A 20,558-nucleotide genomic window follows, 5' to 3' on the forward strand; every position below is an offset into this window, starting at 1 on the left:
TCCCGCCGGAAACTGACCGTCTCAGCCCAGCGCCACATCCAGCGCCATCATGAGTGTGAACCCCACGGCGAACATGAGAACTCCGATATTGGAATGCTCTCCTTCCGACATTTCCGGAATAAGTTCCTCGACGACGACATAAAGCATCGCGCCCGCGGCGGCACTGAGCATGTACGGCATCAGCGGGAGCAGCGCTTCCGCAGCGAGAATCATCAGCAGCGCCGCAGCGGGTTCTACAGCGCCGGACATGATTCCGCTCAAAAAGGCCTTACCTCTGCTCTTCCCCTCCGCGTGAATCGGCATGGAGATAATCGCTCCCTCCGGGAAATTCTGAATCGCAATTCCGATGGAAAGCGCCATAGCGCCGCCCAGCGAAATATCCTTTGTTCCCGTCAGCAATCCGGCGTACACAACGCCCACAGCCATCCCCTCAGGAATGTTGTGCAGCGTCACCGCCAGCACCATCATCGTCGTTCTGGTGAGATTGCTCGCGGGGCCCTCCGCCTTCTCCGCATGCATATGAAGATGCGGAATCATGTGGTCCAGAAACAGGAGCAGCAGAATGCCGATCCAGAAGCCCGCGACGGCAGGCACAAAGGACAGCGCCCCCATCGTATCCGTCTGCTCCATTGCGGGAATCAGCAGACTCCAGATTGAAGCCGCCACCATAACGCCGGCCGCGAAACCGGTCAGACCGCGCTGCACATGGTCTCGCAGTTCATTTCTCATCAGAAATACGCACGCGGTGCCCGCCGATGTTCCAATAAACGGAATGATAATCCCTGACATCACATTATAATTCACAGGTCGTTCCTCCTCACTCCGCGGCGCCCGAGCCGATATACTGTTCAATTTCCTCCGGCTTCAGGACCTTTCCCGCCGACACGACCCGATCGTTCACAACCAGAGCGGGCATGCTCATAACACTGTATTCCATGACCTTTTCTATATCTGTGATATATTCCACTTCAACGGAGAGACCAGACTGCTCAACCGCTTTCTTCGCATTTTCATATTGCGCGCGGCATGATTTGCAGCCCGTACCGAGCACCTTGATATTGCTTATTCCGCCGGCGGCGTCCTCCCCGCAGCAGCAGGCTCCGCCGCTCTGCTGTTCTGCAGTTTCCCCGCAGCAGCAGGCTCCGTTGCTCTGCTGCCCGGCTGTTTCTCCGCAGCAGCAGGCCGTTTTTGTTATCTTCTCTTCTTTTTTCTTTCCAAACAGCGCCATAGTTTTTCCTCCTTCATATGAACAGATTTTGTAAAAGATTAAATCCGTATCCGACGATAATGATTCCCGCGGTGCAGATTACCACAAATGCTGCCAGGAGCTTCGGCCTGACGGCTTTCTTCAGCAGGACGAGCGACGGCAGACTCAGCGTCGTGACCGCCATCATGAATCCGAGAACTGTTCCCAGCATCGCACCCTTTGAAAGCAGTGCCTCTGCGACAGGAATCGTTCCGAAGATATCCGCGTACATCGGTATCCCGATCAGAGTGGCAAGAATCACTCCAAAGGGATTCGCACTTCCGAGGACGGTCTGCACCAGCTCCGCCGGAATCCAGTTATGTATCAGCGCCCCGATGCCGACGCCGAGCAGTATATACGGGAAAACCCGCCTGAATGTATCCGTCACCTGATCTCCGGAATATATCAGACGATCCTTCACCGTCAGTTCCGAAGCCTCGATATCCACACTGCTGTTGCTGTTCCGGATGAAATCAGCAACCTGGTTTTCCATGTGCAGCTTCTCAATCAGCGTGCCGCCGGCCACGGCGATCACAAGGCCGAACAGAACATACGCGAAGGCCGTCCTGATCCCGAAGATACTCATCAGAAGCACAAGGCTGCCCAGATCCACCATCGGAGAAGAAATCAGGAACGAGAATGTCACGCCGAGGGGCAGTCCCGCACTTGTAAAACCCATGAAAATCGGAATGGAAGAACACGAGCAGAACGGCGTCACCGTTCCCAGCAGCGCCCCGACCATGTTCGCTCCGACTCCGTGAAAGTTTCCCATAATCTGTCTGCTGCGCTCCGGCGGGAAAAAACTTTGTATATACGAAATGAGAAAGATCAGTACACACAGCAGTACCGTGATCTTGATTACATCGTACAGGAAAAACTGCGCACTGCCTCCGATCCGGCTGCCGGTATCTGCTCCGACCGCAGAAAGCAGCCTCCCGATGAGAGCGTTCAGCCACTTCATTCCCAGTATCTGATTCTGTATAAATGTCCACATGAGCCGTCTCCATTAACAGCGGCTCTTCGACGCGCTCTGCCCGCGGCATCCGCAATCCTCGCAGTCACACCGCGCGTAAATTCCGATCATATCGCGAAAGGCCGCTATTCCTTCTGGAGAAATGGAATAATGCGTCCACTTTCCCTCCCTGCGGCCTTTTACGAGTTCACTGTCACAAAGGATTTTCATATGATGCGATAAGGTGGGCTGTGTGATATTCAGTTCCTCCAAAAGGACACATCCGCACTTCTCTCCATGCTGCAGCGCCAGCATGATCGCAAGCCGGTTTTCATCCGCAAGAGCCTTTATTTTTTTTACATCTTCTCTGAATCCCATAATCTTCACCTCCGGAATCTGTGTCTATCTTACTCTATATATTTATTGTTGTCAATATGTAAATGTGTCAATATAATGCTTCATAATGCTTCCTGTGAGGGATTTCCTGCGAGGGGTCTTCCGGCGTCTTTTTCGGCTGCGTGAACAACGTAAAAAAAACGAAATGTGCTGATTTCCCGCCGGAAGCCGGAGCTTCAGACACATTCCGCTACAGTAAGGACTTATTCTGTATTGCCGTTTCCGTTTAACGACACGCCGGTCATGATTCGGTCAGATCCCCCACGACGCTTTCTGCCCGGTTACACTGAATCCGGTGCCCAGATTGACGAAATCCGGAGTTTTTTTCGTTTTAATGGTAATCGTAACCTTCTTGATGGACGAATGTTTGATATTCTTGTATGTCACCTTTTTTGAGGCGACTTTCTTCCCTGGATTATACACATTGACACGGAAGCTGAATTTCTTCAGCTTGAAAATCCTGTTATTCGCAATGTATCCGGTGACCTTGACCTTGCCATCGTAATAGCTGACCTTCCACGGAACAAATCTGGCGGTCGCGTAAGGCGTAATATTGTTCAGGTTTCCGGAAATCCATCCCGGTCTCTGATAGGTATTGCTGACGGGCTTCTTCGAAGATGAGCTCTTCGTTATGTCGGTCTTCTTCGAACAGACCGACACCACCTTGTATCTGGATTTTGATGCGCTTTTTCCTTTGTACACAAAGCTGAAATCGGGCTTTCCGCTGCTGTATAATGTCTTGATTTTCTTGCTGCCTTTGTACACATACATCTTAGACAGGCCGGCGGCCGCCTGAGTTCCCGGTACAGCAACCCTGATTTTCACCTTTTTCGGAGACAGCTTCACGGCAGATATGGACGCCGCCTTAAAGGCGCCGGACGCGACCTTTCTGTACGTGTTGTCCGTATAGTCATATCTCAGACCGCCGGATGTTCTGAACAGATGAACGGTGAAGCTTCTTTCCTCTCCCGGAAGGAGCCCATCCAGTGTAAAGGATCCGCTTCTGTCGGAGTCCTTGAAGGAAAACGATTTCCAAAGCGTTCCTTCTCCTCTTCCAGTAACATAATGGTACAGATCGGCTCCCTCAGCGGGGTTGTATGCACTGTTCGCGTCGACAGTAATCCCCAGCTGGTCATAGCGCGGTGAAGAATAAGTAACACGATAGTTCTTCGCCATATACGCTTCGATCGTACCGTCCGACGGCAGTTTGACTTTCCCTGCTCCGGTAGATTCGACTTTTTCGCAGATTTCCTTCGCATTGTCTGAATTTTTTGCAGTAAATATGCTCCATTCCTGCGTTTTGCCGGTCCAGTCGCGTTTCCTGCCCGGGTGATCGCTGTATATCCGAACCCGCATGTCCCTGGATGTGAACGGCCCGGAGATCAGATCCTCGGTCCGGTTATACGCCCACAGATATGTTCCTGCTTTCGGATCAGCCTTCGCCCTGAGACCCACATAAATATCCCGATATTCCTTCCCTCCTGACTCATATTTCACCATTGAATATCCCGTCATCTTGTCGAACAGATTCGGAGCAGAAGGCGCGGTCACTTCCAGCGACTCAGCTTTGTTACCAAGGGGTCCATTAATCTCAACAGGAACATCCAGGTCTTCCTCAAGCTCAAATTTAATTTCAAGGCGTTCTCCTGCCTTCACCTTCACATTTCCTATCAGTTCAAACGACAGAAGATCACCGTCGGGCAAGGGTCCCCCCTGTAATGCAATACAGCGCGTCTTATCAAGGTTATATGCGCTGAGAGAATAATACTGGGCCGCATTTCTCTCAGTGGTCGAATATCTGCTCATATCCACATAAACCTTCATATCGAAGGTACCGTCCCCCCGATATGTATACTCGATTTCCTTTATTGGACAGTACTTTGACCACGCATCCCTCGTCCACGTTATGATGTCTCCGTTATTCACGAAACTGTCTGCGTTTGCGGTTGCCGGAATCAGGGTAAATACCATGGCGATAACCGTCACGAAAACCAGTGCGATTCTTCGTTTTGTCTTTCTCATTTCATTTATCCTCCACTCTGGTATTGTTTCTATAACTCCATTCTTTTCGGTGGCTCTTAATCGAATTTCTTCGTTTTTCTCCGTTTTTATTCGATACATCCCGGTTTGTCCTGATTTTTCTTTTGTGCTCTCACCGCCTTTCCTGCCTTTCTTCTGCCATGCATTATCGTCAGAATATTTTTACGCCTCCATCTTACCTGAAAACAGCCGTGCAGAACAGTACCCCGGGGGTACTCTTTCTGTCCTCCGCGCCATTTGCGCCGTCCACGCCTTTTCCAACAAAAAAAGCCCGGCTGTAATTTTGAAATACAGTCAGACTTCCGTCCAAAAGGGCATTAGATATTCAATTGCACAACTTCAGTTTAATCATCATTCATTGTATATCTTTTTGACCGGTTCATTATTTTCTCCAGGGACCTGCTCCCGGCAAGCTCATCGATAATTTTATCAAGACGGTGTATCCTCCTCATCCAAAGCGGCCAGCGCCGCATCGTAGGCGGCCTTTGTACCTGCGTCGAAAAGCACCCATATAATCTCATCCATTGCATCGGGATTTTCTGAAACGAATGAGCTCACGGCGCGGACTGCGATATTCGCGGCCTGTTTCGGCGGATAGGAATATACTCCTGTGGAAATCGACGGAAATGCAATCGTCCGAATGCCATGCTGCTGCGCCAGCTGCAGAGAATTTCTGTAGCAGTCGGCCAAACGCGCGGCTTCATCATGACCGCCGCCGCGCCAGATAGGTCCGACTGTATGAATCACATATTCGCAGGGAAGCGCATAAGCGCCTGTAAGCTTGGCTTCGCCGGTCTCACAGCCGTGCAGCTTTCGGCATTCTTCGAGAAGCTCTCTCCCGGCTGCGCGGTGGATTGCCCCATCCACGCCGCCTCCGCCAAGCAGCGAATTATTGGCGGCATTCACAATCGCTGCCACCGAATCTGTCTTTGTAATATCTCCCTGAATCGTCCGGATGGTCGTCTGGCCCTGTTTCATCGCAGTCCTCCTCTCATGTGCTGTCAGAGCGAATATAAAATGTACTTCTGCCAACTCCTTTACGAATAATAAAACCCTCATCCGTGAGTTTTTTCAGTGCAGCAAGTGCCGATGACCTTCCTATACTCGGGCAATGGGCCACAACATCAGCTCCGGTAAACTTACCAACCTTTCCACCCGTATATTTTTTTACGATATCATATGCTCTGCTGCCCGAACCTTTCTCGGTCATTAATCCGACACGCTCTTCAAACTCTGTATAGCATGCCAGAATTACCTGCAGCATATATCTGATAAACGGTGTCGGATCATTTTTCTCCTCATGCCAACCGGCATCTGCTCTTTTCAGTGTATCATAATACCGATCTTTTGTTTTTTCTATCTGTCTTTCAATACTGATATATTTTCCCACGCTATACCCATGTTTGATGCGGCCTGCTCATAGGCATTACAGAGATTTTCTACTGCAGCCGGCGTGTCATAAGGAGCAATCGGCATGAATCTCGTAACAACAGTTCCATCCAACTTCGTCTCATTGATATAATTTTGTACATTTCTTCAAAAAGCTGTTTCATCCGTGTACCGGTCGTAACAATTCCCTCTATTTTATTGGAAGCTTCTGTACTCTGTATTTTGGCAATTTCAACCAGGCGGTCTAATTCAACAGGCTTTTGTCGAATAAACAGCTCCTGTCGACCTTTGCACTCATGTATTTTTGCAACAAGATTCAGTATGTCTGTATCCCATTTTTTATCTGCCAGTATACTATAATCAAATGACCTCATAAAAGTTCCTTTCGTCCAGTCGTTCTCTTTTCGTCCAATTATACTTGATTTTGGACGAAAAAAACAATTCGCCGGACGATTAAATCACTCTCTTCCGGACTTGCATCCGGCGATGCAACCAGAAATAACTTGCGTTCTGTTTTGCATATTCTGAAGCTCATTATGCCGGTCCTGTTTCATCGCAGCCCTCCTCTCTATGTACTGAATATGCGCTGTTTTTTCTGTCGCTGTTCATCATCCTGCGGCTTGTCAGTCCGTGGGTGTATTGAGATTATATTTCCTGGATCTGCTTGCCGCTGAGATGCTCGATCTCAATCACAAACATCTGAACTGCCCTTCCGGACACAGCCACCTCCTCATCTATCGTCTTCTCATCAGGATAATATTTTTCCGCAAACTTCTTTACAAGTCTGATATTTTCCTCCTGATTTTCAATCAGACGGCAGCGTCCGAAGACAACCACGCTCTGCAGATACGGCGCCCACGGCACGTCTTTAACCTGCTCATTGCCAAACACGGTAAAACAGATTTTGTCGCTTGCCTTCAGCGAATCCACCTTGTGTCCCGCCTTCGCCCCGTGAAATATAATCGTCTGCGTCTCTTCATCATACAAAAAATTAATCGGTATCGCGTAGGGATAGCCATCATCGCCGTTCACCGCCAGCACGCCCCGACGAGAAGATCGAAGCAATTCCTTCGCCGCTTCTGCACTGATTTCATTTTTCTTTTTCCGAATTGGTCTGAACATTGTCTTTTCCTCCGTAAACATAATGCTTTGTTCTGTAAACCATTTATATATCCTGCTGCATCACCCACGAAAAAGCCCTGGCTGTCCGCCGGTCCGCATCCTTAAAATGATTTCCCTCATTCCATTCCAGCACGCAGTTTGCGCCCTGATCCTTCAGGAGAGAGTAAGCCTCCCGAATTCTGTCTCCCACCGTTGCCATGACAGGATTCCGTGTTTTCTCTTCTTTGTCCCCCAGACTCAGGTAAATATTGCGGCTCCTGATCTTCTCTGCTTTCATAAAATCTATGAATTCCGGGAACCAGACCGAAGGGGACGCTGCGGCAACCCCGCGAAAGAAATCTGTCTGACAGGCAGTCCACAGTGCGAACAGCCCGGCCAGGGAATAACCGCCAATATAGTAAATCCCGTCTTTGTCCCGGCAGAGTTCCATAATTTCCCGCATTGTATCTGCTGCACCGTCGCCGAAATCCTCTTTGCCGAAGACAGCCGGCGCCTTCCAGGGCGACAAATCATGATTCCAGTTGTCAACTCTGCATGCAATCAGCCTGAAATCAGTTTTTGTACTTTCCTGAATAAGAGCAATCTCACGATCTATTGTTTCAAGGTCATGCTCATCCACCATCTGAAGAAGCGTGACTTTTGCATTTTGTTTTCCATATTCAAGTTTATCCATGATATTCTCGTCCTCTTAATACAATTCCCACCCTCATGGGAATCGTTTTCCGCTCTTCCTTTGCAATTTTTTTACTTCCGGCGTTTTGGCACTCAAATTTTCAGGCTTTCTGTCAAATTGTATTCAGAAATGATCCGTTCAACCACATTTGCCGGCAAGTCATTGTCTATGAACACACGATTACGTATACCGATTTCGGCATAAATCTTACCATACCAATCCAGGTCTGCTTGAATATCTCTCATATAATACTCCCTATGTTCATTTTTATAAGGATCATCTGTGTAAATTATATCATTTTCATCACTGAAAACAAGCCGATCGAAAATGTTTTCCGGCGTATCATACAACTCTATCGCAAGCACGCCATCGCCGCTGATCCTTGTCCTGAAGTTCTCCGTGAAAGAGATCGGCGTAATGGCAAGAACCATATCTTCCTCCAGGCGAATAAGTTCCTTGATAATTCTTCCACGCTTCTGATCCCGCCACCTGAGATCTGCTGTGTGAACGAACGTTTCAAGCGTCATCCCCATTCGAGTTTTGACTTCCTCATCCAAATCATAAAACTTAAAGCCAAGCCGCTTAGCCAGCAGCTCTCCAGTTGTTGATTTTCCTACATTAGAAACACCGAAAAGAAGTATTTTCATCCTTGCTTTCGGCAGGAGTCTGACCTTATACTTATCCATAATACTTTTTATCCAGTCCGTCAAAGGCATCTGCCGCATCAACGGTTTCACCGCCGTTTCTCATTTCTTCCTCTGCTTCAAAAATAGCCTGATCAGTTCTCAGTATACTTACATAACGATCGTACAACTCAGCGCTCATCACAACAAGATCACTGTATCCGTTCTTTGTGATGAATATAGGTTCCTGCTCTGTATGCGCCAGCTCCGACAACTCGCTTGTCTTGCGCAGATCACGAATAGGCATGATACGTGGCATGTCATCGCTTTCCTTCACTTGTTTCTTTTGTATCATAATTGTATGTCAATTTCAAGACCATTTACCCTTTGTACTCTGATCTTTAACTTCCTGAAACAACCCACTCAACATAAAAACAAAGAAGTGACGCGCCGCAGCACTGCTGACAAACTGCCGTCAGCGCCCATTAAGTCCTACGGGTACTTAATGAGCAGACACTGATTAAAATTTACAGACGTTTTCATCATCTCATTTTTACGCACCGTCAAATTACTCATCTTCAGAATCTTCTTCGATATTGTTATCGTCATCGGGATATTTGGTGTAATACCAGTTGCTCAGCTTAAAGCTGGTTTTTTTCTCCAGCGTCTTCTTATCCTTATTGACAATCCAGACCGTCAAACGGCTGTTCTTTTTGAGTGCTTTTTTGAGTTTGAAGGTAAAAATCTTTTGATGACGGTCGTAGTTTTTCCTGACCTTTACAGAATAGGTTCTCCCTTTGTATTTGACGTATACCACGTCCCCTTTATGCGGATTGTCGATACGAACCTTGAGTTTTTTCGGGGATTTTTTCGTGGCCCGGACATCAAAGAACTCAGTCCCGCTCTTGACTTTGTCTTTGAGAGTGACGGAGATGCCCTTGTAATTGACAACGGCCGATACCTTGGTTTTCAGCTTGTAGGTTTTCTTTAATTTGACACATGCGCTGCCGAGCTTGTTGGCCTTGACCGCTTTGTACTTGTCTTTTCCGGCCTTCAGCGTTATTTTCGCTCCCGGAAGGGTCTCAACATAAATCTTTCTGGTACCGTAATAGAAAGTGTCCATGTGGGAACTGTACATCAGTTTCACTTTGATGTATGCTTCCTTGACAGTCACCGGGAAGGACAACTTCCCTCCGTCTGCTCCATATGCAGTCACGGTGCATGTCCCCGGAGCCACCGGATAAATAATTATGCGGTTCTGACTCCCATAAACATCATAGGAAGCATACGCAATGTTTTCATCGCTGCTTTCGAAGGAAGTGATCTGTTCCCCGTCATCTGTGATTTTCAGTTCTATGCACGAATCATAGTCCACAAAACCTCCGTCCCCCTCGATGACATCAAACACGACACCCTCGGCAGGCAGGTCTTTAAATGCAACTTCGGCATGGGCCTTCACTGCTCCCACAGTGAATAGCAGCAGTAGAACAAAACAGGTTACAATTGTTATGAAAACTGACCTTTTAAAAATCCGACTCATTTAGTTCTCTCCTTTCATACTGATATTCTCCCCCAAATAATATCTCAGAAACAGATGTATTTCTGTAACAAAATCATACCATATTCAGAATATTATTTCAACACTTGATGTGAAGTCACACATTCGCCAGTTTCAAAAGCTCGTTCATTTTTATCTGTCTGCTCTCCATGGGCAAGTTAATTTCTGATGTTATATTCAGCTTAAAAGCCTCTTAGAACTCTAGAATTTCTTCCATCATAGCTCTTTTTCGTTTGTATTTCAGCCTGAATTCCTGAGCAAGCTCTGCAGCTGCAGTCTTCCCATTCGGATATTGCTGTATCCAACGCAGATTTCTTGCGACTCGCCTGTAATCCTGTCGTTTATTACTCTGCTCTGCCATCCGTTTTGTATTATTCAGTAAAACAGTGAGACAGCGATCCGGATACAGCTCTTTGAGTTTTTTTTCATACTGTTTCAGCCGGTCAATATGTTCCCCGACTTCCACACCATCCATGATAAGATCGTATCTGTTTTCCTGTGCATACCATGGAAAAATGCGGTAATCGCCGACTTTGACACTTGAAAAGAGGTCTTCACATCTTGTCGGCCAGTCTTCCGGAGCACAACAGCCTTTATATTCTTTCCAAAGGTCCTCATTTCCTACGTCGAGTGTCATGGCTGATAATAATTCGGCCCGGTATTTCTCTTCATCCCCGGATTCTTTATAGATATCTTTGAGCTTCAAATGCCAGTTTTCTCTCGCCCAACCGCGCGCATCTTCCTGCGCTGCAAGTTCCTGGTAGATTGCAATAACTTCGTTTGTATTACCGTACGCTCTTTCGATTTCGGCCATGGTTTCTTGCACGGAATAGGAAGATATCATTTTGGTATATTCTCGAATCTCCTCTATCGGTTTCTTCATATCTGCCATCAGACGCAACTGGTACTCCCGCCATCTATCCATCTGGTATTTAACGTATGAACTGTCTGAACCATCGACTCCTTCCTCTGTTTTCCGGTTCAGAAGATCATACTTTTTTTGCAATAACTCTGGCTCTTTGAAATGACTCATCATATACTCATAGATTTGCTCTTCCATGTAGTCGATTACAGACCCGTCTGTGTGTTTTTCAAACCAGTCATACATCTTCCCATGAGGAATTTTATCCTCTCCGGAATCATAGACCACATCCCATGCCTGTTTTATATAATAGATGAAATCCTGTGTTTCCCCGTCGGAATCATCTTTGTCGGTCTTTCCCCATTTCAGAAAGCCCTTGTTTGCAAGAGCGAAAAGTTCTTTGTATTCGCCTCGGAAAGAAAGCTCCTCAGTGGCATCGATCATCAGATCAATCATGTCATGTCCAAGACCGCGGCAGTGATAATAATCTACAAATCCTCCGCTTGTATATCTGCTGAAAATCCTGTTTATTTCATCTCGATACTCTTTGAAAACAGTCATCCTGAACACCTCCCGTACATATAGTATTCAAATATTCCTGAACTCATAATTTGTTAAAGCCGATATATCATATCACCTGTATTCCATATACGCATAATTCCGAATAACGGATTTTTTTCTCCTTGCCATATCCAATCCTGAAATGTTGTGTCATATCCACAATACCCTTCCGTAACGATCTCGAAATCTGCATCAGGATATAGTGCGTTAAATTCATCAAAAGATAATGATTCCCCAGTGAAGGATTTCTCCCCATCATATCCATACGGCCTGTTAAACAGCATGATGTCGCACTCTTCTATATCAACTTTTGTAAATTCAAGTATTCCCGGATACCATTTTTCCTCACCGTCAGCATATTGAAATATTCGATCCATCTTCAAAGATAAAGTCGTTTCATCAATTTCAATCTGTATTATCTTACTATCATGTAAACTGAAGGGAATATTACTTTTCCTGTCTCTGATATAATCCATGTGCCTCTCCATAATTTCGGACATTCACTTTTTCATTATATACATCTGCCTGCTGCCATATTCATCCTTCTTGAAATCCGAATTCAGGCAGGTGATTTCCGATGGCGTAATTTTCAAAAGCCACATCGGTTCTTCAAGTTTCTTCAAAGTTTTCAGCGGAATCCTGCGGAACTCTGCCGCCTTCTTGTACGCATCAGAAAACATTTCTACTATCTCTGCCGTTCCCTCGATCTGCAGAGATTTCAATCCGCCGAAGGAAGCGTTTGTCTCAAATACCGCCGCTGAAACATGCTTATTCTCTCTCAACGCTCTGAATTTGAGCCCGCCCTCGGTGAATATCCAGATCGTATCGTCATGCCAGCTGTACTCCAAAGGTGTGCAGCGGACAAAGTCCCCCGCTGCAGTCGCCAGTGCGAGGATCTTGTGAGATGATAAAAACTTGTCAATCCAGTCATATAGTACATCCGCATCCAGCTTCTTTTCTGCCTCATCCTTGCGTGTCCAGAAGGACTCGGCTTGTTTGTATTGTTCTTCAGTCATTTATTCCACCTTCATTCAACATGTTCAATTGATATGTGGCAACCATTTACGACACTCGGGTGTTTCACAAGCTGCAGCCTTCCCGATTATTCAATCGCGATACACGGCCCTGTAAAAATGTCCCGGATAAGTTCCCTATGTGGCGTTTTCCTGCTCGACAAAACAAAGGGAATTGTCAGGGAATAATACACCCAGGTGTGATGATTCCAAAGAGAGTTACTTGATGCGTGTTCATTGTATCACGTGAAATGATCTCACTTTCTTCTTCGAAGTGTTCATCTCTGCGGCCGAACTCTTCCAATGCCCGCTGCACCAATCCCTCATCGGACAACTGCTGCAATGCGGTAGCCCCGGGTATTTGGTGATGGCAGGATCATATTCCTGTCATTTAGTTTTTACACGTTTTGCTTTGCTCCAGGCGGAGTAGAATGTGGTTTTACCAGACTTCATGTACGTACGAACTCGAACACAGTAAGTCTTCTTCCCTTTCAGCTTGCTGATCTTCTTGCTGGTCTTTCTGTAACCCCTGATAGTTACAGCTTTGGCCGATTTAAAGTTGCTCTTCAAACTGTACTGCACCTGGTATCCGGTGATGTGCGCCTTGCTCATTTTGGCGGATTGCCTTGACCACTTCGCAGTGAAAGCCTTCTTCGCCGCTGCCGGCTTTTTGATTCCGGTACCCTTCGGGTTGATGACATAGGTCAGGGTCTTGCTTCCTGCGTATTTGTCTCCGGCTCCTTTTACCGTTATTGTGTACTTTCCAACAGCTTTCCGTCCGGCAGGCAGGGAGACTGTATAGTCCCTGTCCCTGGTCAAACCGCTGCAGATAACGGATGGAGTCTTTGTTTTGCCGTTGTAAGTATAGGATGTGGCGGAGAGCCTTGCAGACATCTTCCGAATGACGCTCTTCCCGAACTCCTTACCGTAGCGATTGCACTTCTCATATGCGCTGCATCCATCATCATCAAAGGTGGCGGCTTTGCCTGAGACCTTTACCAGGTCATGACCGAGTGCCTTTACCACCCAGTCATGCTTCTGAATCTCTGAACCTTCGCTGCAATCCTCCTTCGAAAAGTACTTACCACAATTCTTACAGCTCCAATATGCTATATTTCCTGCCTTTGTACAAGTCGCATCCACGGCCGGTGTTTTCACAATTTTATCAAACACCGCCTGCAGCAGAACCGGTTCGTCTGGCATGGTGAACTTGTTGTCAGAAACAGTGACGTCACCCTTCAGAGCCTTCCATTCTTTGAAGTGGTAACCGGCGTCGGGCGTAGCTGTCAATGTGATTTCCGTACCGCCTCCTGCGGTGGCAGAATCTACGGATGCCTTGCCGCTGCCGTTGGTTGTTACCGTCACCGTGTGGGGCTGGACCGAATACCCACACACTGCGCAGGGGTTTCCCGTATGCTCCTCACGTCCGACCTCAACGCCTGCAGGGCAGGTGCGCCAGTGCTCTCGATTGTTCGTCTGATAGTCCTGTGCGGAATCTGCCTCATGCTTAATCGTAATGGGATTTGCAGCAATCTGCTCGTTTGTTGCAATATCCTTGTTGTCTTTATAGAACTTGTCCTCAATGCTGCACAGATTGTTGGAGGGATAACCCTTTGCCGGATCTTTCCAGTCTTCGGAATGTTCGCCATCTGCATTAAGTTCAGCGTCACTGAGCATGAAATAAGTGTGGTTCACATTGGGATTTACGCCAAGACCTCTGTCCCATGTGCAATCCACGTGGAACCAGTGTCCGTCAAACTTTACCAGATTCCATGCATGGGGTTCTTTTTTCCCTGTATTGGCCGCTATGTAAACACTCTCGATTCCCACCTGACCAAGCAGGAACTGATTGCACTGGGCATATCCGGCACAAACGGCCTTTCTGTTACCCAGCGCACCGACTGCAAAATCATAATACGGCGTGCTCATACCGTAGGACACATTCTTGACAATCCAGTCGTGAATCTTCAGGATCTTTGCAAAATCGCTGTCCCCGGGCTTAATCAGTGCCATCGCTTCATCATAGCCTGCAATTACTTTTTTTACAAAGTCCTGCGTCCATGCCGGGTTGTATGTGTACTTTACCGTCGCGACACACCCGTTATCCTTATAGGTGAACTCCGGGAAGCCCGTTGTGGCTGCGGTGGAATAAAAGGGGTTCTGCCGTACGATCGCTCTTGCTGCATAAATTCCTGTCAGATGGTTTCCATTTACGGTATACCGGATGTCATTCGGTGCAATATTCAAGTCTGAAACATCGATTTCTGTATCAAGATAAAGAATCCTGTTCAGGACTCTTGCCTTGAACTGTTCAAGCGGTGTGCTGTCCTTTGCGGTAAAAATGTCGTGTACGCCATTTTCGGCAGGCTCTGCTGCAAAAACGGGCTGCACGTCGATTATGACTAAATTGAAGATCACAACCGATAACAAAATATATTAATACTTTCCCAAAATGCCGGACTATAGGTTAAGCCTGTAATCCAGCCAAATATACCGTGTTACGCCTCAAAGCAAGGCACCAGTTGACAAGCAACCCTGGAAAACAGCTCCTTTTGGCGGCGCAGCACCCCAGAATCTGCGAAAGATTCTTGTAAAAAAGTGCATAAAGCACTACCATATATAGTCCAGATATGATATAATAGGACTATATAAAGGAGTTGATTTTTATGCCAGTACCAGCTGAAATCAGAGCGGTCCCCCGGCCAGTCAATACCGTTGTAGATGACAACGGTGGGGATGGCCCCAAACGCTATGCTGTCCGGCAGCGAGGATCCTCGAAATACGTTCCCGGCGGCAACCCGCAGCCAAAAAACGGCAAGGTTATCGGTCACATTATTGACTACAAGTTTGTTCCTCTCCCCGAAAAGGATCCGGGTGCAGACTTGCCGGACATGTTGTCCTACGGAGCATCTGCTCTGGTCAAGTCTGTGACTGCAGACCTTAAGGAGGATCTGCTTGCGGTATACGACGCATCCGATGTCTATGCAATGATGTCTCTGGCTACCCTCCGGGTTATCAAGCCAGCCATTACAGCGGATCGAGCGCGGACGCATTACCTCAGGACGTTCGTATGCAAAGATTATCCCGGTGCAGCCATGTCCAGGAATTCCATCGGCAGTCTGCTTCAGCGGATCGGGATGAACGGATCCAGACGAAGACAGTTCTACCAGTTGCGAATGAAGGCAACGGCTGCCGACCATCACATTGCCATCGACGGGATGCTGAAGCAGGACAACAGCAAGGTCAATGACCTGTCTGCGTACTCCCGCAAGGCAAAAGTGCGCGGCATCTGCGAGGTATCCGTCCTGTATGCCTACGACATTGAACGGATGGAGCCGGTGTGCGCTGAGGTCTTCCCCGGCAACAGCATCGATGCTAGCAGTTATCCGGCGTTCATCCGTGACAATGACATCCGCAAAGGGATCATTGTCGCTGACAAGGGATTCCCACCAAGCAAGATCAAGGAGGAACTACAGGAACGTCCGGATCTGCACTTCCTCACACCGATCAAGCGCAATGACACACGTATATCGAGCAATGACATGCTCGCTTTCGAAGGCGTGCTGTCCGGCATCGATGCCTATGTGGTCTACAAGAAGAAGCAGATCAAGGGTGGCCGATACCTGTATGCCTTCAAGGATGCCAGGAAGGCATCCGCCGAAGAAGCCTCGTATCTGGCGAATGCTCAGAAGAAAGGAACCTTCTCTCCTGAGAAATATGCTAGGAAGCAGGCAACTTTCGGAGTGATCGTTCTTGAATCCGATCAGGATCTGGAACCAAAAGCCGCATACCTCTGTTACGAAGACCGCTGGCTTTTGGAGATGGTCTTCAATCGGTACAAGAGCGATGAATGCCTGGACCACACCGATGTTCAGGGAGACTTCTCCGTCATCGGCAGCGAATTCATCAATTTCATATCAACGGTTGCCACCTGTCGGATTATCCGCAAGGCCCAGAACGCAGGATTACTCGAGAAGATATCCTACGGCGAGCTGATGGATGACCTGGCATCTGCCTGGCGAAAGGCAGATGCTCCGGAGGAGCCGGCGACTGATGATGGCTATTGGGTTCACACGTTGCAACTCGTATTCGATGAGCTTGAAGCACTCGGTCTGGCAAGGCCTGTGCCGAAACCGGCACCGAAGAAGCGTGGGCGTAAACCCAAGCCCAAGGATGAAACCGAGCCGAAGCCTAAGCGCAAGCGCGGTCGTCCCCGGAAGGATTCAACCCCGTCTGCCGGTACTGTATAGTCCGGCAGATTGGGAATGTATTAATATATACAGTTACCCTTTTTCTTTGATTTTTCATTTGATTTCCAATCCCGTCTTTTTTCGGACAATCCGTTGGCCTCTGCACTTGGGTCTTCAACTAACCGGCCTTAGCATATCAGATATTTTTATAACCATATGGTTTGCGGAGACATATCAACAAATTCTGTAGCAAAAAACATTGATACATTCCGCTATTCAGATCACACCTACAGAGAGCAAGTCAACGGCTATTTTTTGACCTATCTGATGACTAAACTTCCATGCACTCGACCTTATTATGCCTGAAAGTCCTGCATCGAACGCGATACACTGTTCAACTATTTCTGGCTCTTCATCAGCATGTGTGGGTGACTGAAGTGCCGTGACCCTTGAAAACAATTGAAAAAGCATACAATTTCCTGTAGGATATTTTTTGCAACAAAAATCTCTTACGTAAAGGAATCTGTATGCTTACCAAAACAATACTCAAAAAAGCACTGAATGTCAAGCACACTGCCATCGATAATGTAACTTTTGGTTCGGACGATTCGATTATCGTCCGTGTTCACCCGACGAAGGGCGAACAATGCCGCTGCGGCAAATGCGGCCGGAAAGCTCCGAGATATGATGCCGGCAGCGGGATCAGGCGCTGGCGGACCTGTGACATGAACACGCATAAAACGTATCTGGAGTCAGAGGTCTATCGGGTCAACTGCCCCGAGCATGGTGTTGTTGCCTGTGCTGTTCCATGGGCCAGGCACGACTCGGCATTCACATACGATTTCGAGCATATGACTGCATGGGTCGCGGTGAACTGTTCCCGTAAGGTAACGGCTGAGTTCATGCGGATCTCATGGAACACTGTCGGTCCGATCATCAGTCGGATCCGGCAAGATGCGGACTTCGATCCAAAGAGCCGTTTCGATGGACTGGTGAACATCGGCGTCGATGAGACCAGCTACAAGAAGGGCCACAAATATATTACGGTCATTGTGAACCATGATACCGGCAAGGTCATCTGGGTTCACGAAGGACATGGAAAAGGTGTCTTCTCCCTGTTCTTCAAGCAGCTGACAAAGGAGCAGAGAGCTTCTATACAGCTTGTTTCCGGCGACGGCGCCAAATGGATCCAGTCCTGTATAGATGAATACTGTCCCGATGCCGAACGCTGCATCGATCCCTTCCATGTTGTCCAGTGGGCCATGGAAGCTCTGGACAAAGTCCGCGCTGCCGCCTGGAACGATGCCCGTAAGAAGGTCTCTTCTGAGACGAAGCGCAAACCGGGAAGGCCATCCGGGGATACGCCAAAGCCGGATACCACAGCGAAGGACATCAAATCCAGTAAGTTCGCTCTTGGAAAGGCTCCGGAGAACCTGACCGAGAAGCAACGGGCAAAGCTTGAACTGATTGCCAGGAAAGACAACCGCCTGTATCGGGCATACCTTCCGAAGGAAGAACTGCGGCTGGTGTTCCATTACGGATTGGATGCAGGGAAGGAACAACTGAATCGCTTCATCAAGTGGGCACAGCACTGCAGGATCCCGGAGTTCGTGGAACTGCAGCGAAAGATCCGCCGGCACTACGATGCAATTCTGGCAACTCTGGAGCACAAGCTGTCCAATGCGCGCATTGAGGCAGTCAACAACAAGATCAAGCTGACGATCCGTATGGCTTACGGATTCAGAAACATTGACAACATGATGGACATGATCATGCTGCGATGCTCAGATATCGAGGTGAGTCTGCCGTGGAAAGGTCAGATTTTGACCCACACATGTTGATGATGCCTCCTATTTCTTCGCATTTTCTTCCAATTCCAGCATGTACTTATCGAAATCAGACATAAATAATCTGTCCTGAATAACACGATACTTTTCAAATTCTGTCTCTGCTTTAGCTTTGGCAATCTCTGCTGTGATCTTGCCTGCGTCCTGGAGGACCTCTCTGTCATCTGCCATCAGGAATAGATCCAGGCGCTTTGCCCAGTCCTCCATCGTCATCGGGATATGACGTTCTGCACGGTCCTCTGCCAGATCCAAATAAGCCGAAACAATACGCTCTAATGAACGCATTTCCTCCTCTGAAAGATAATTCTTCGCAACACTCACATCGCTTTTTACAATTTTACCTTCCGGTGCTGCTGCCCAAGTGGTCAGTCCCATGTGCGGCTTATCTGCATCGGCTCGCTCATTGTTTACCTTGAATCCAACAGCAATAATCATTTGGAGATTGTAATGTTTCGTATCGCGGTCACCTGACGTGAGCCTTCGGTTTGAACTATCCGGAATTTCCGGATAGTTGCCTCTTCCTCAAGCTCTGAGTCGGAGTAAATCTTCTTAATATGCTCATTGATTGTACGAACATCTACATCATATAATGTGGCCATCATCTTCTGTGTCAGCCATGTATTCTCATCCTCATAGCGCATCTCAATACTGTCCTGCTGGTCGCCAACAGAGGCAACATATGTCAGGTATTCCGCTGCGCTGGAACGGATGGTAATTTCGCCTTTTTTCTTTTTCAAACAGGCATCCTCCTTCCTGCTATTTCTTCTCCAAAACATTAAACGCTGATTTTACTTTCGTTCTTCCGGAGCTCACCATTCTCTTCGAGCTTCTTGTCGAGCCACCAAATAGGGATCGACATAATTTCATCTATTGGCTTGCTGTTATTCCATATGTCTATAAACGCCTTCGTCTCTCTGTCATACAGAAACTCACAATAAACATCAGAATCTGGTGATGAGAAAACCCCTCCGTAAAATCCGTCGTCGTATTCTATGTTTTTGAAATAAAAGTTGATATAAAATCCGTCCATCGTTATATCCGTTTATTCTCCAAAGTATTCTTCGATAATTGCATGTTGGGCATACCTGCCTTCTAACTGCTTCTGGGATTTTACCACTTCTGTAAGTTCTCGTTTCAGAGCATGCAATACGGTAATCTGAATGCCGATTCATTCTGCTCAAGAAACAATCGTTATCGTTGATAGGTTTAATCGTCTTGGTATTCAGCCAGCGCATCTGTATCAATGGCTTTGATTTCAAAAAACTTCCTGGCCGACACGCAGGAATTATACTCGATCATCAGTTTTACGAGTCGCTCGCCATCGACCAGAATAATATGATGCGTATTCGCGTAATCTTTTGCCTTTTGCGAAAACCTTGCAGTCGTGGCAAAGAGACCATCAATGTGTTTTCTGGATATTCTGGTGCGCTGAAAGCGCCAATCCGGCAAACCGGAAAGCACCAGTCCGGCATATGGAAATCAGTACTACTGATTTCCAATGCGGCGAAGCCGCCGTTCCAGGGATAGAAGACATCCGCCGGAACGGGGCCATGCCATCTGTTCACTCGCTCATTGCCGGGTCCAGGCCGTATACATCTCTCATTGAGCGATAGTTGGCCAGAACTTTCTTGTACGTCCCATCGGAGCGTGCAAGTTCAAACTCAAGGAGCAGATCCGGAAGTCGGACATACTTTGTCCTGTAACGTTGCTTGCAGGCTTCCATACCAAAGGCGCATGCCAGGTATGTCTTGCCGCTGCCGGTCGCTCCGGTGATAAACAGATTCCGGTGCTCTGCAATATACTCACAGGTGGAGAGCCGCTCGATCAGCTCTCGATTGAGCTTCCTCCCGGATGTATAATTGATGTCAGCGATGAAAGCCTCAGGCTGATCAAAGCCGGCATTGCGAATGAGGCGTTTGAGGCTGTTGGCCTTTCGGTTGCTGTATTCGACGTCGACCAGCATCCCGAAGCGGTCTTCGAAGGCAACGTCCTTCATCCGGGGATCGTTCATCTGTGTGATGAATGCATCAGACATGGATGTCAGGCGCATTTCAATCAGTTTGTCAATCGTGCTTTGGTTCGTCAT

General features: G+C 47.7%; 23 protein-coding genes. 3 read left to right on the top strand and 20 right to left on the bottom strand.

Annotated elements, in window-relative coordinates:
* Positions 1 to 21: 21 nt before the first annotated feature.
* The 16 genes from BHK98_RS01725 to BHK98_RS01800 all read right to left on the bottom strand — a co-directional run bounded on the left by BHK98_RS01725 (position 22) and on the right by BHK98_RS01800 (position 14,865).
* A complete protein-coding gene (locus BHK98_RS01725; protein ID WP_075711940.1) occupies positions 22 to 804 on the bottom strand; it encodes a ZIP family metal transporter in 783 nt (260 codons plus the stop codon).
* A 13-nt stretch (positions 805 to 817) separates the two neighbouring features.
* The gene (locus BHK98_RS01730) at positions 818 to 1,228 is read right to left on the bottom strand and encodes a thioredoxin family protein (RefSeq protein ID WP_075711941.1); all 411 of its coding nucleotides are present in this window, start codon (positions 1,226 to 1,228) and stop codon (positions 818 to 820) included.
* A 13-nt stretch (positions 1,229 to 1,241) separates the two neighbouring features.
* On the bottom strand, positions 1,242 to 2,240 hold the full coding sequence (locus BHK98_RS01735; RefSeq protein WP_075711942.1) for a permease: 999 nt from the start codon (positions 2,238 to 2,240) through the stop codon (positions 1,242 to 1,244).
* Between the two features lie 12 nt (positions 2,241 to 2,252).
* The gene (locus BHK98_RS01740; protein WP_075711943.1) at positions 2,253 to 2,576 is read right to left on the bottom strand and encodes an ArsR/SmtB family transcription factor; all 324 of its coding nucleotides are present in this window, start codon (positions 2,574 to 2,576) and stop codon (positions 2,253 to 2,255) included.
* A gap of 270 nt (positions 2,577 to 2,846) precedes the next feature.
* On the bottom strand, positions 2,847 to 4,616 hold the full coding sequence (locus BHK98_RS01745; RefSeq protein ID WP_075711944.1) for a hypothetical protein: 1,770 nt from the start codon (positions 4,614 to 4,616) through the stop codon (positions 2,847 to 2,849).
* Between the two features lie 447 nt (positions 4,617 to 5,063).
* Positions 5,064 to 5,612, bottom strand: coding sequence for an O-acetyl-ADP-ribose deacetylase (locus BHK98_RS01750; RefSeq protein ID WP_075711945.1), 549 nt, complete (start codon positions 5,610 to 5,612; stop codon positions 5,064 to 5,066).
* Between the two features lie 13 nt (positions 5,613 to 5,625).
* Positions 5,626 to 6,024, bottom strand: coding sequence for a Fic family protein (locus BHK98_RS13975; protein ID WP_342718678.1), 399 nt, complete (start codon positions 6,022 to 6,024; stop codon positions 5,626 to 5,628).
* 644 nt (positions 6,025 to 6,668) lie between these two features.
* Positions 6,669 to 7,145 (bottom strand): pyridoxamine 5'-phosphate oxidase family protein, encoded by a 477-nt coding sequence (locus tag BHK98_RS01760; protein ID WP_075714900.1) that lies wholly within the window; start codon positions 7,143 to 7,145, stop codon positions 6,669 to 6,671.
* Positions 7,146 to 7,188: 43 nt separating this feature from the next.
* The gene (locus BHK98_RS01765) at positions 7,189 to 7,818 is read right to left on the bottom strand and encodes an alpha/beta hydrolase (RefSeq protein ID WP_075711946.1); all 630 of its coding nucleotides are present in this window, start codon (positions 7,816 to 7,818) and stop codon (positions 7,189 to 7,191) included.
* Between the two features lie 92 nt (positions 7,819 to 7,910).
* The gene (locus BHK98_RS01770) at positions 7,911 to 8,504 is read right to left on the bottom strand and encodes a shikimate kinase (RefSeq protein ID WP_202816867.1); all 594 of its coding nucleotides are present in this window, start codon (positions 8,502 to 8,504) and stop codon (positions 7,911 to 7,913) included.
* Positions 8,497 to 8,760: a type II toxin-antitoxin system prevent-host-death family antitoxin gene (locus BHK98_RS01775; RefSeq protein WP_075711947.1), complete on the bottom strand. Its 264-nt coding sequence runs from the start codon at positions 8,758 to 8,760 to the stop codon at positions 8,497 to 8,499. The genes BHK98_RS01770 and BHK98_RS01775 overlap by 8 nt, the downstream gene beginning before the upstream one ends.
* A gap of 249 nt (positions 8,761 to 9,009) precedes the next feature.
* Positions 9,010 to 9,981 carry a hypothetical protein gene (locus BHK98_RS01780; protein ID WP_075711948.1) on the bottom strand — a complete coding sequence of 324 codons (972 nt, stop codon included), beginning with the start codon at positions 9,979 to 9,981 and terminating at the stop codon, positions 9,010 to 9,012.
* A 211-nt stretch (positions 9,982 to 10,192) separates the two neighbouring features.
* A complete protein-coding gene (locus BHK98_RS01785) occupies positions 10,193 to 11,422 on the bottom strand; it encodes a hypothetical protein (RefSeq protein WP_075711949.1) in 1,230 nt (409 codons plus the stop codon).
* 53 nt (positions 11,423 to 11,475) lie between these two features.
* The gene (locus BHK98_RS01790; RefSeq protein WP_075714904.1) at positions 11,476 to 11,898 is read right to left on the bottom strand and encodes a hypothetical protein; all 423 of its coding nucleotides are present in this window, start codon (positions 11,896 to 11,898) and stop codon (positions 11,476 to 11,478) included.
* Positions 11,899 to 11,922: 24 nt separating this feature from the next.
* Positions 11,923 to 12,438 (bottom strand): pyridoxamine 5'-phosphate oxidase family protein, encoded by a 516-nt coding sequence (locus BHK98_RS01795; protein WP_075711950.1) that lies wholly within the window; start codon positions 12,436 to 12,438, stop codon positions 11,923 to 11,925.
* A 384-nt stretch (positions 12,439 to 12,822) separates the two neighbouring features.
* A complete protein-coding gene (locus BHK98_RS01800; protein ID WP_143404512.1) occupies positions 12,823 to 14,865 on the bottom strand; it encodes an InlB B-repeat-containing protein in 2,043 nt (680 codons plus the stop codon).
* Between the two features lie 236 nt (positions 14,866 to 15,101).
* Here BHK98_RS01800 and BHK98_RS01805 point away from each other — a divergent pair, with 236 nt between their 5' ends.
* Both BHK98_RS01805 and BHK98_RS01815 read left to right on the top strand, forming a co-directional pair.
* Positions 15,102 to 16,685, top strand: a complete 1,584-nt coding sequence (locus BHK98_RS01805; protein ID WP_075711952.1) for a transposase — start codon at positions 15,102 to 15,104, stop codon at positions 16,683 to 16,685.
* Positions 16,686 to 17,152: 467 nt separating this feature from the next.
* Entirely contained in the window at positions 17,153 to 18,466 is a 1,314-nt protein-coding gene (locus BHK98_RS01815; protein WP_075711954.1) for an ISL3 family transposase, read from the top strand.
* 9 nt (positions 18,467 to 18,475) lie between these two features.
* On the opposite strand, the gene rhuM is transcribed toward BHK98_RS01815, so the two are convergent.
* Genes rhuM through BHK98_RS01825 form a run of 3 tightly spaced genes read right to left on the bottom strand, consistent with a single transcriptional unit; the run spans position 18,476 to position 19,502 of the window.
* Positions 18,476 to 18,907, bottom strand: coding sequence for a RhuM family protein (gene rhuM / locus BHK98_RS14145; protein ID WP_465250927.1), 432 nt, complete (start codon positions 18,905 to 18,907; stop codon positions 18,476 to 18,478).
* Positions 18,904 to 19,209, bottom strand: a complete 306-nt coding sequence (locus BHK98_RS14150) for a hypothetical protein (RefSeq protein WP_465250928.1) — start codon at positions 19,207 to 19,209, stop codon at positions 18,904 to 18,906. The genes rhuM and BHK98_RS14150 overlap by 4 nt, the downstream gene beginning before the upstream one ends.
* Before the next feature lie 38 nt (positions 19,210 to 19,247).
* Complete coding sequence (locus BHK98_RS01825) at positions 19,248 to 19,502, bottom strand: hypothetical protein (protein WP_075711955.1); 255 nt, start codon at positions 19,500 to 19,502, stop codon at positions 19,248 to 19,250.
* Between the two features lie 167 nt (positions 19,503 to 19,669).
* Between BHK98_RS01825 and BHK98_RS14155 the strand changes: the two genes are divergently transcribed.
* On the top strand, positions 19,670 to 19,999 hold the full coding sequence (locus BHK98_RS14155; RefSeq protein ID WP_465250929.1) for a hypothetical protein: 330 nt from the start codon (positions 19,670 to 19,672) through the stop codon (positions 19,997 to 19,999).
* 34 nt (positions 20,000 to 20,033) lie between these two features.
* Here BHK98_RS14155 and BHK98_RS01835 read toward each other — a convergent pair whose 3' ends face one another.
* Positions 20,034 to 20,558 (bottom strand): ATP-binding protein, encoded by a 525-nt coding sequence (locus tag BHK98_RS01835; RefSeq protein ID WP_342718679.1) that lies wholly within the window; start codon positions 20,556 to 20,558, stop codon positions 20,034 to 20,036.

The sequence above is a fragment of the Hornefia porci genome (genome assembly GCF_001940235.1).
GTDB lineage: Bacteria > Bacillota > Clostridia > Peptostreptococcales > Anaerovoracaceae > Aminicella > Aminicella porci.

Bases quoted from the DNA above. Each gene is read 5' to 3' on its own strand.
- BHK98_RS01815 (WP_075711954.1), top strand. From the start codon at position 17,153: ATGCTTACCAAAACAATACTCAAAAAAGCACTGAATGTCAAGCACACT.
- BHK98_RS01770 (WP_202816867.1), bottom strand. From the start codon at position 8,504: ATGGATAAGTATAAGGTCAGACTCCTGCCGAAAGCAAGGATGAAAATA.
- BHK98_RS01835 (WP_342718679.1), bottom strand. From the start codon at position 20,558: ATGACGAACCAAAGCACGATTGACAAACTGATTGAAATGCGCCTGACA.
- BHK98_RS01745 (WP_075711944.1), bottom strand. From the start codon at position 4,616: ATGAGAAAGACAAAACGAAGAATCGCACTGGTTTTCGTGACGGTTATC.
- BHK98_RS01730 (WP_075711941.1), bottom strand. From the start codon at position 1,228: ATGGCGCTGTTTGGAAAGAAAAAAGAAGAGAAGATAACAAAAACGGCC.
- BHK98_RS01760 (WP_075714900.1), bottom strand. From the start codon at position 7,145: ATGTTCAGACCAATTCGGAAAAAGAAAAATGAAATCAGTGCAGAAGCG.
- BHK98_RS01750 (WP_075711945.1), bottom strand. From the start codon at position 5,612: ATGAAACAGGGCCAGACGACCATCCGGACGATTCAGGGAGATATTACA.
- BHK98_RS01765 (WP_075711946.1), bottom strand. From the start codon at position 7,818: ATGGATAAACTTGAATATGGAAAACAAAATGCAAAAGTCACGCTTCTT.
- BHK98_RS01790 (WP_075714904.1), bottom strand. From the start codon at position 11,898: ATGGATTATATCAGAGACAGGAAAAGTAATATTCCCTTCAGTTTACAT.
- BHK98_RS01805 (WP_075711952.1), top strand. From the start codon at position 15,102: ATGCCAGTACCAGCTGAAATCAGAGCGGTCCCCCGGCCAGTCAATACC.
- BHK98_RS01740 (WP_075711943.1), bottom strand. From the start codon at position 2,576: ATGGGATTCAGAGAAGATGTAAAAAAAATAAAGGCTCTTGCGGATGAA.
- BHK98_RS01775 (WP_075711947.1), bottom strand. From the start codon at position 8,760: ATGCCACGTATCATGCCTATTCGTGATCTGCGCAAGACAAGCGAGTTG.
- rhuM (WP_465250927.1), bottom strand. From the start codon at position 18,907: ATGATTATTGCTGTTGGATTCAAGGTAAACAATGAGCGAGCCGATGCA.
- BHK98_RS01785 (WP_075711949.1), bottom strand. From the start codon at position 11,422: ATGACTGTTTTCAAAGAGTATCGAGATGAAATAAACAGGATTTTCAGC.
- BHK98_RS01795 (WP_075711950.1), bottom strand. From the start codon at position 12,438: ATGACTGAAGAACAATACAAACAAGCCGAGTCCTTCTGGACACGCAAG.
- BHK98_RS01825 (WP_075711955.1), bottom strand. From the start codon at position 19,502: ATGGACGGATTTTATATCAACTTTTATTTCAAAAACATAGAATACGAC.
- BHK98_RS01780 (WP_075711948.1), bottom strand. From the start codon at position 9,981: ATGAGTCGGATTTTTAAAAGGTCAGTTTTCATAACAATTGTAACCTGT.
- BHK98_RS01735 (WP_075711942.1), bottom strand. From the start codon at position 2,240: ATGTGGACATTTATACAGAATCAGATACTGGGAATGAAGTGGCTGAAC.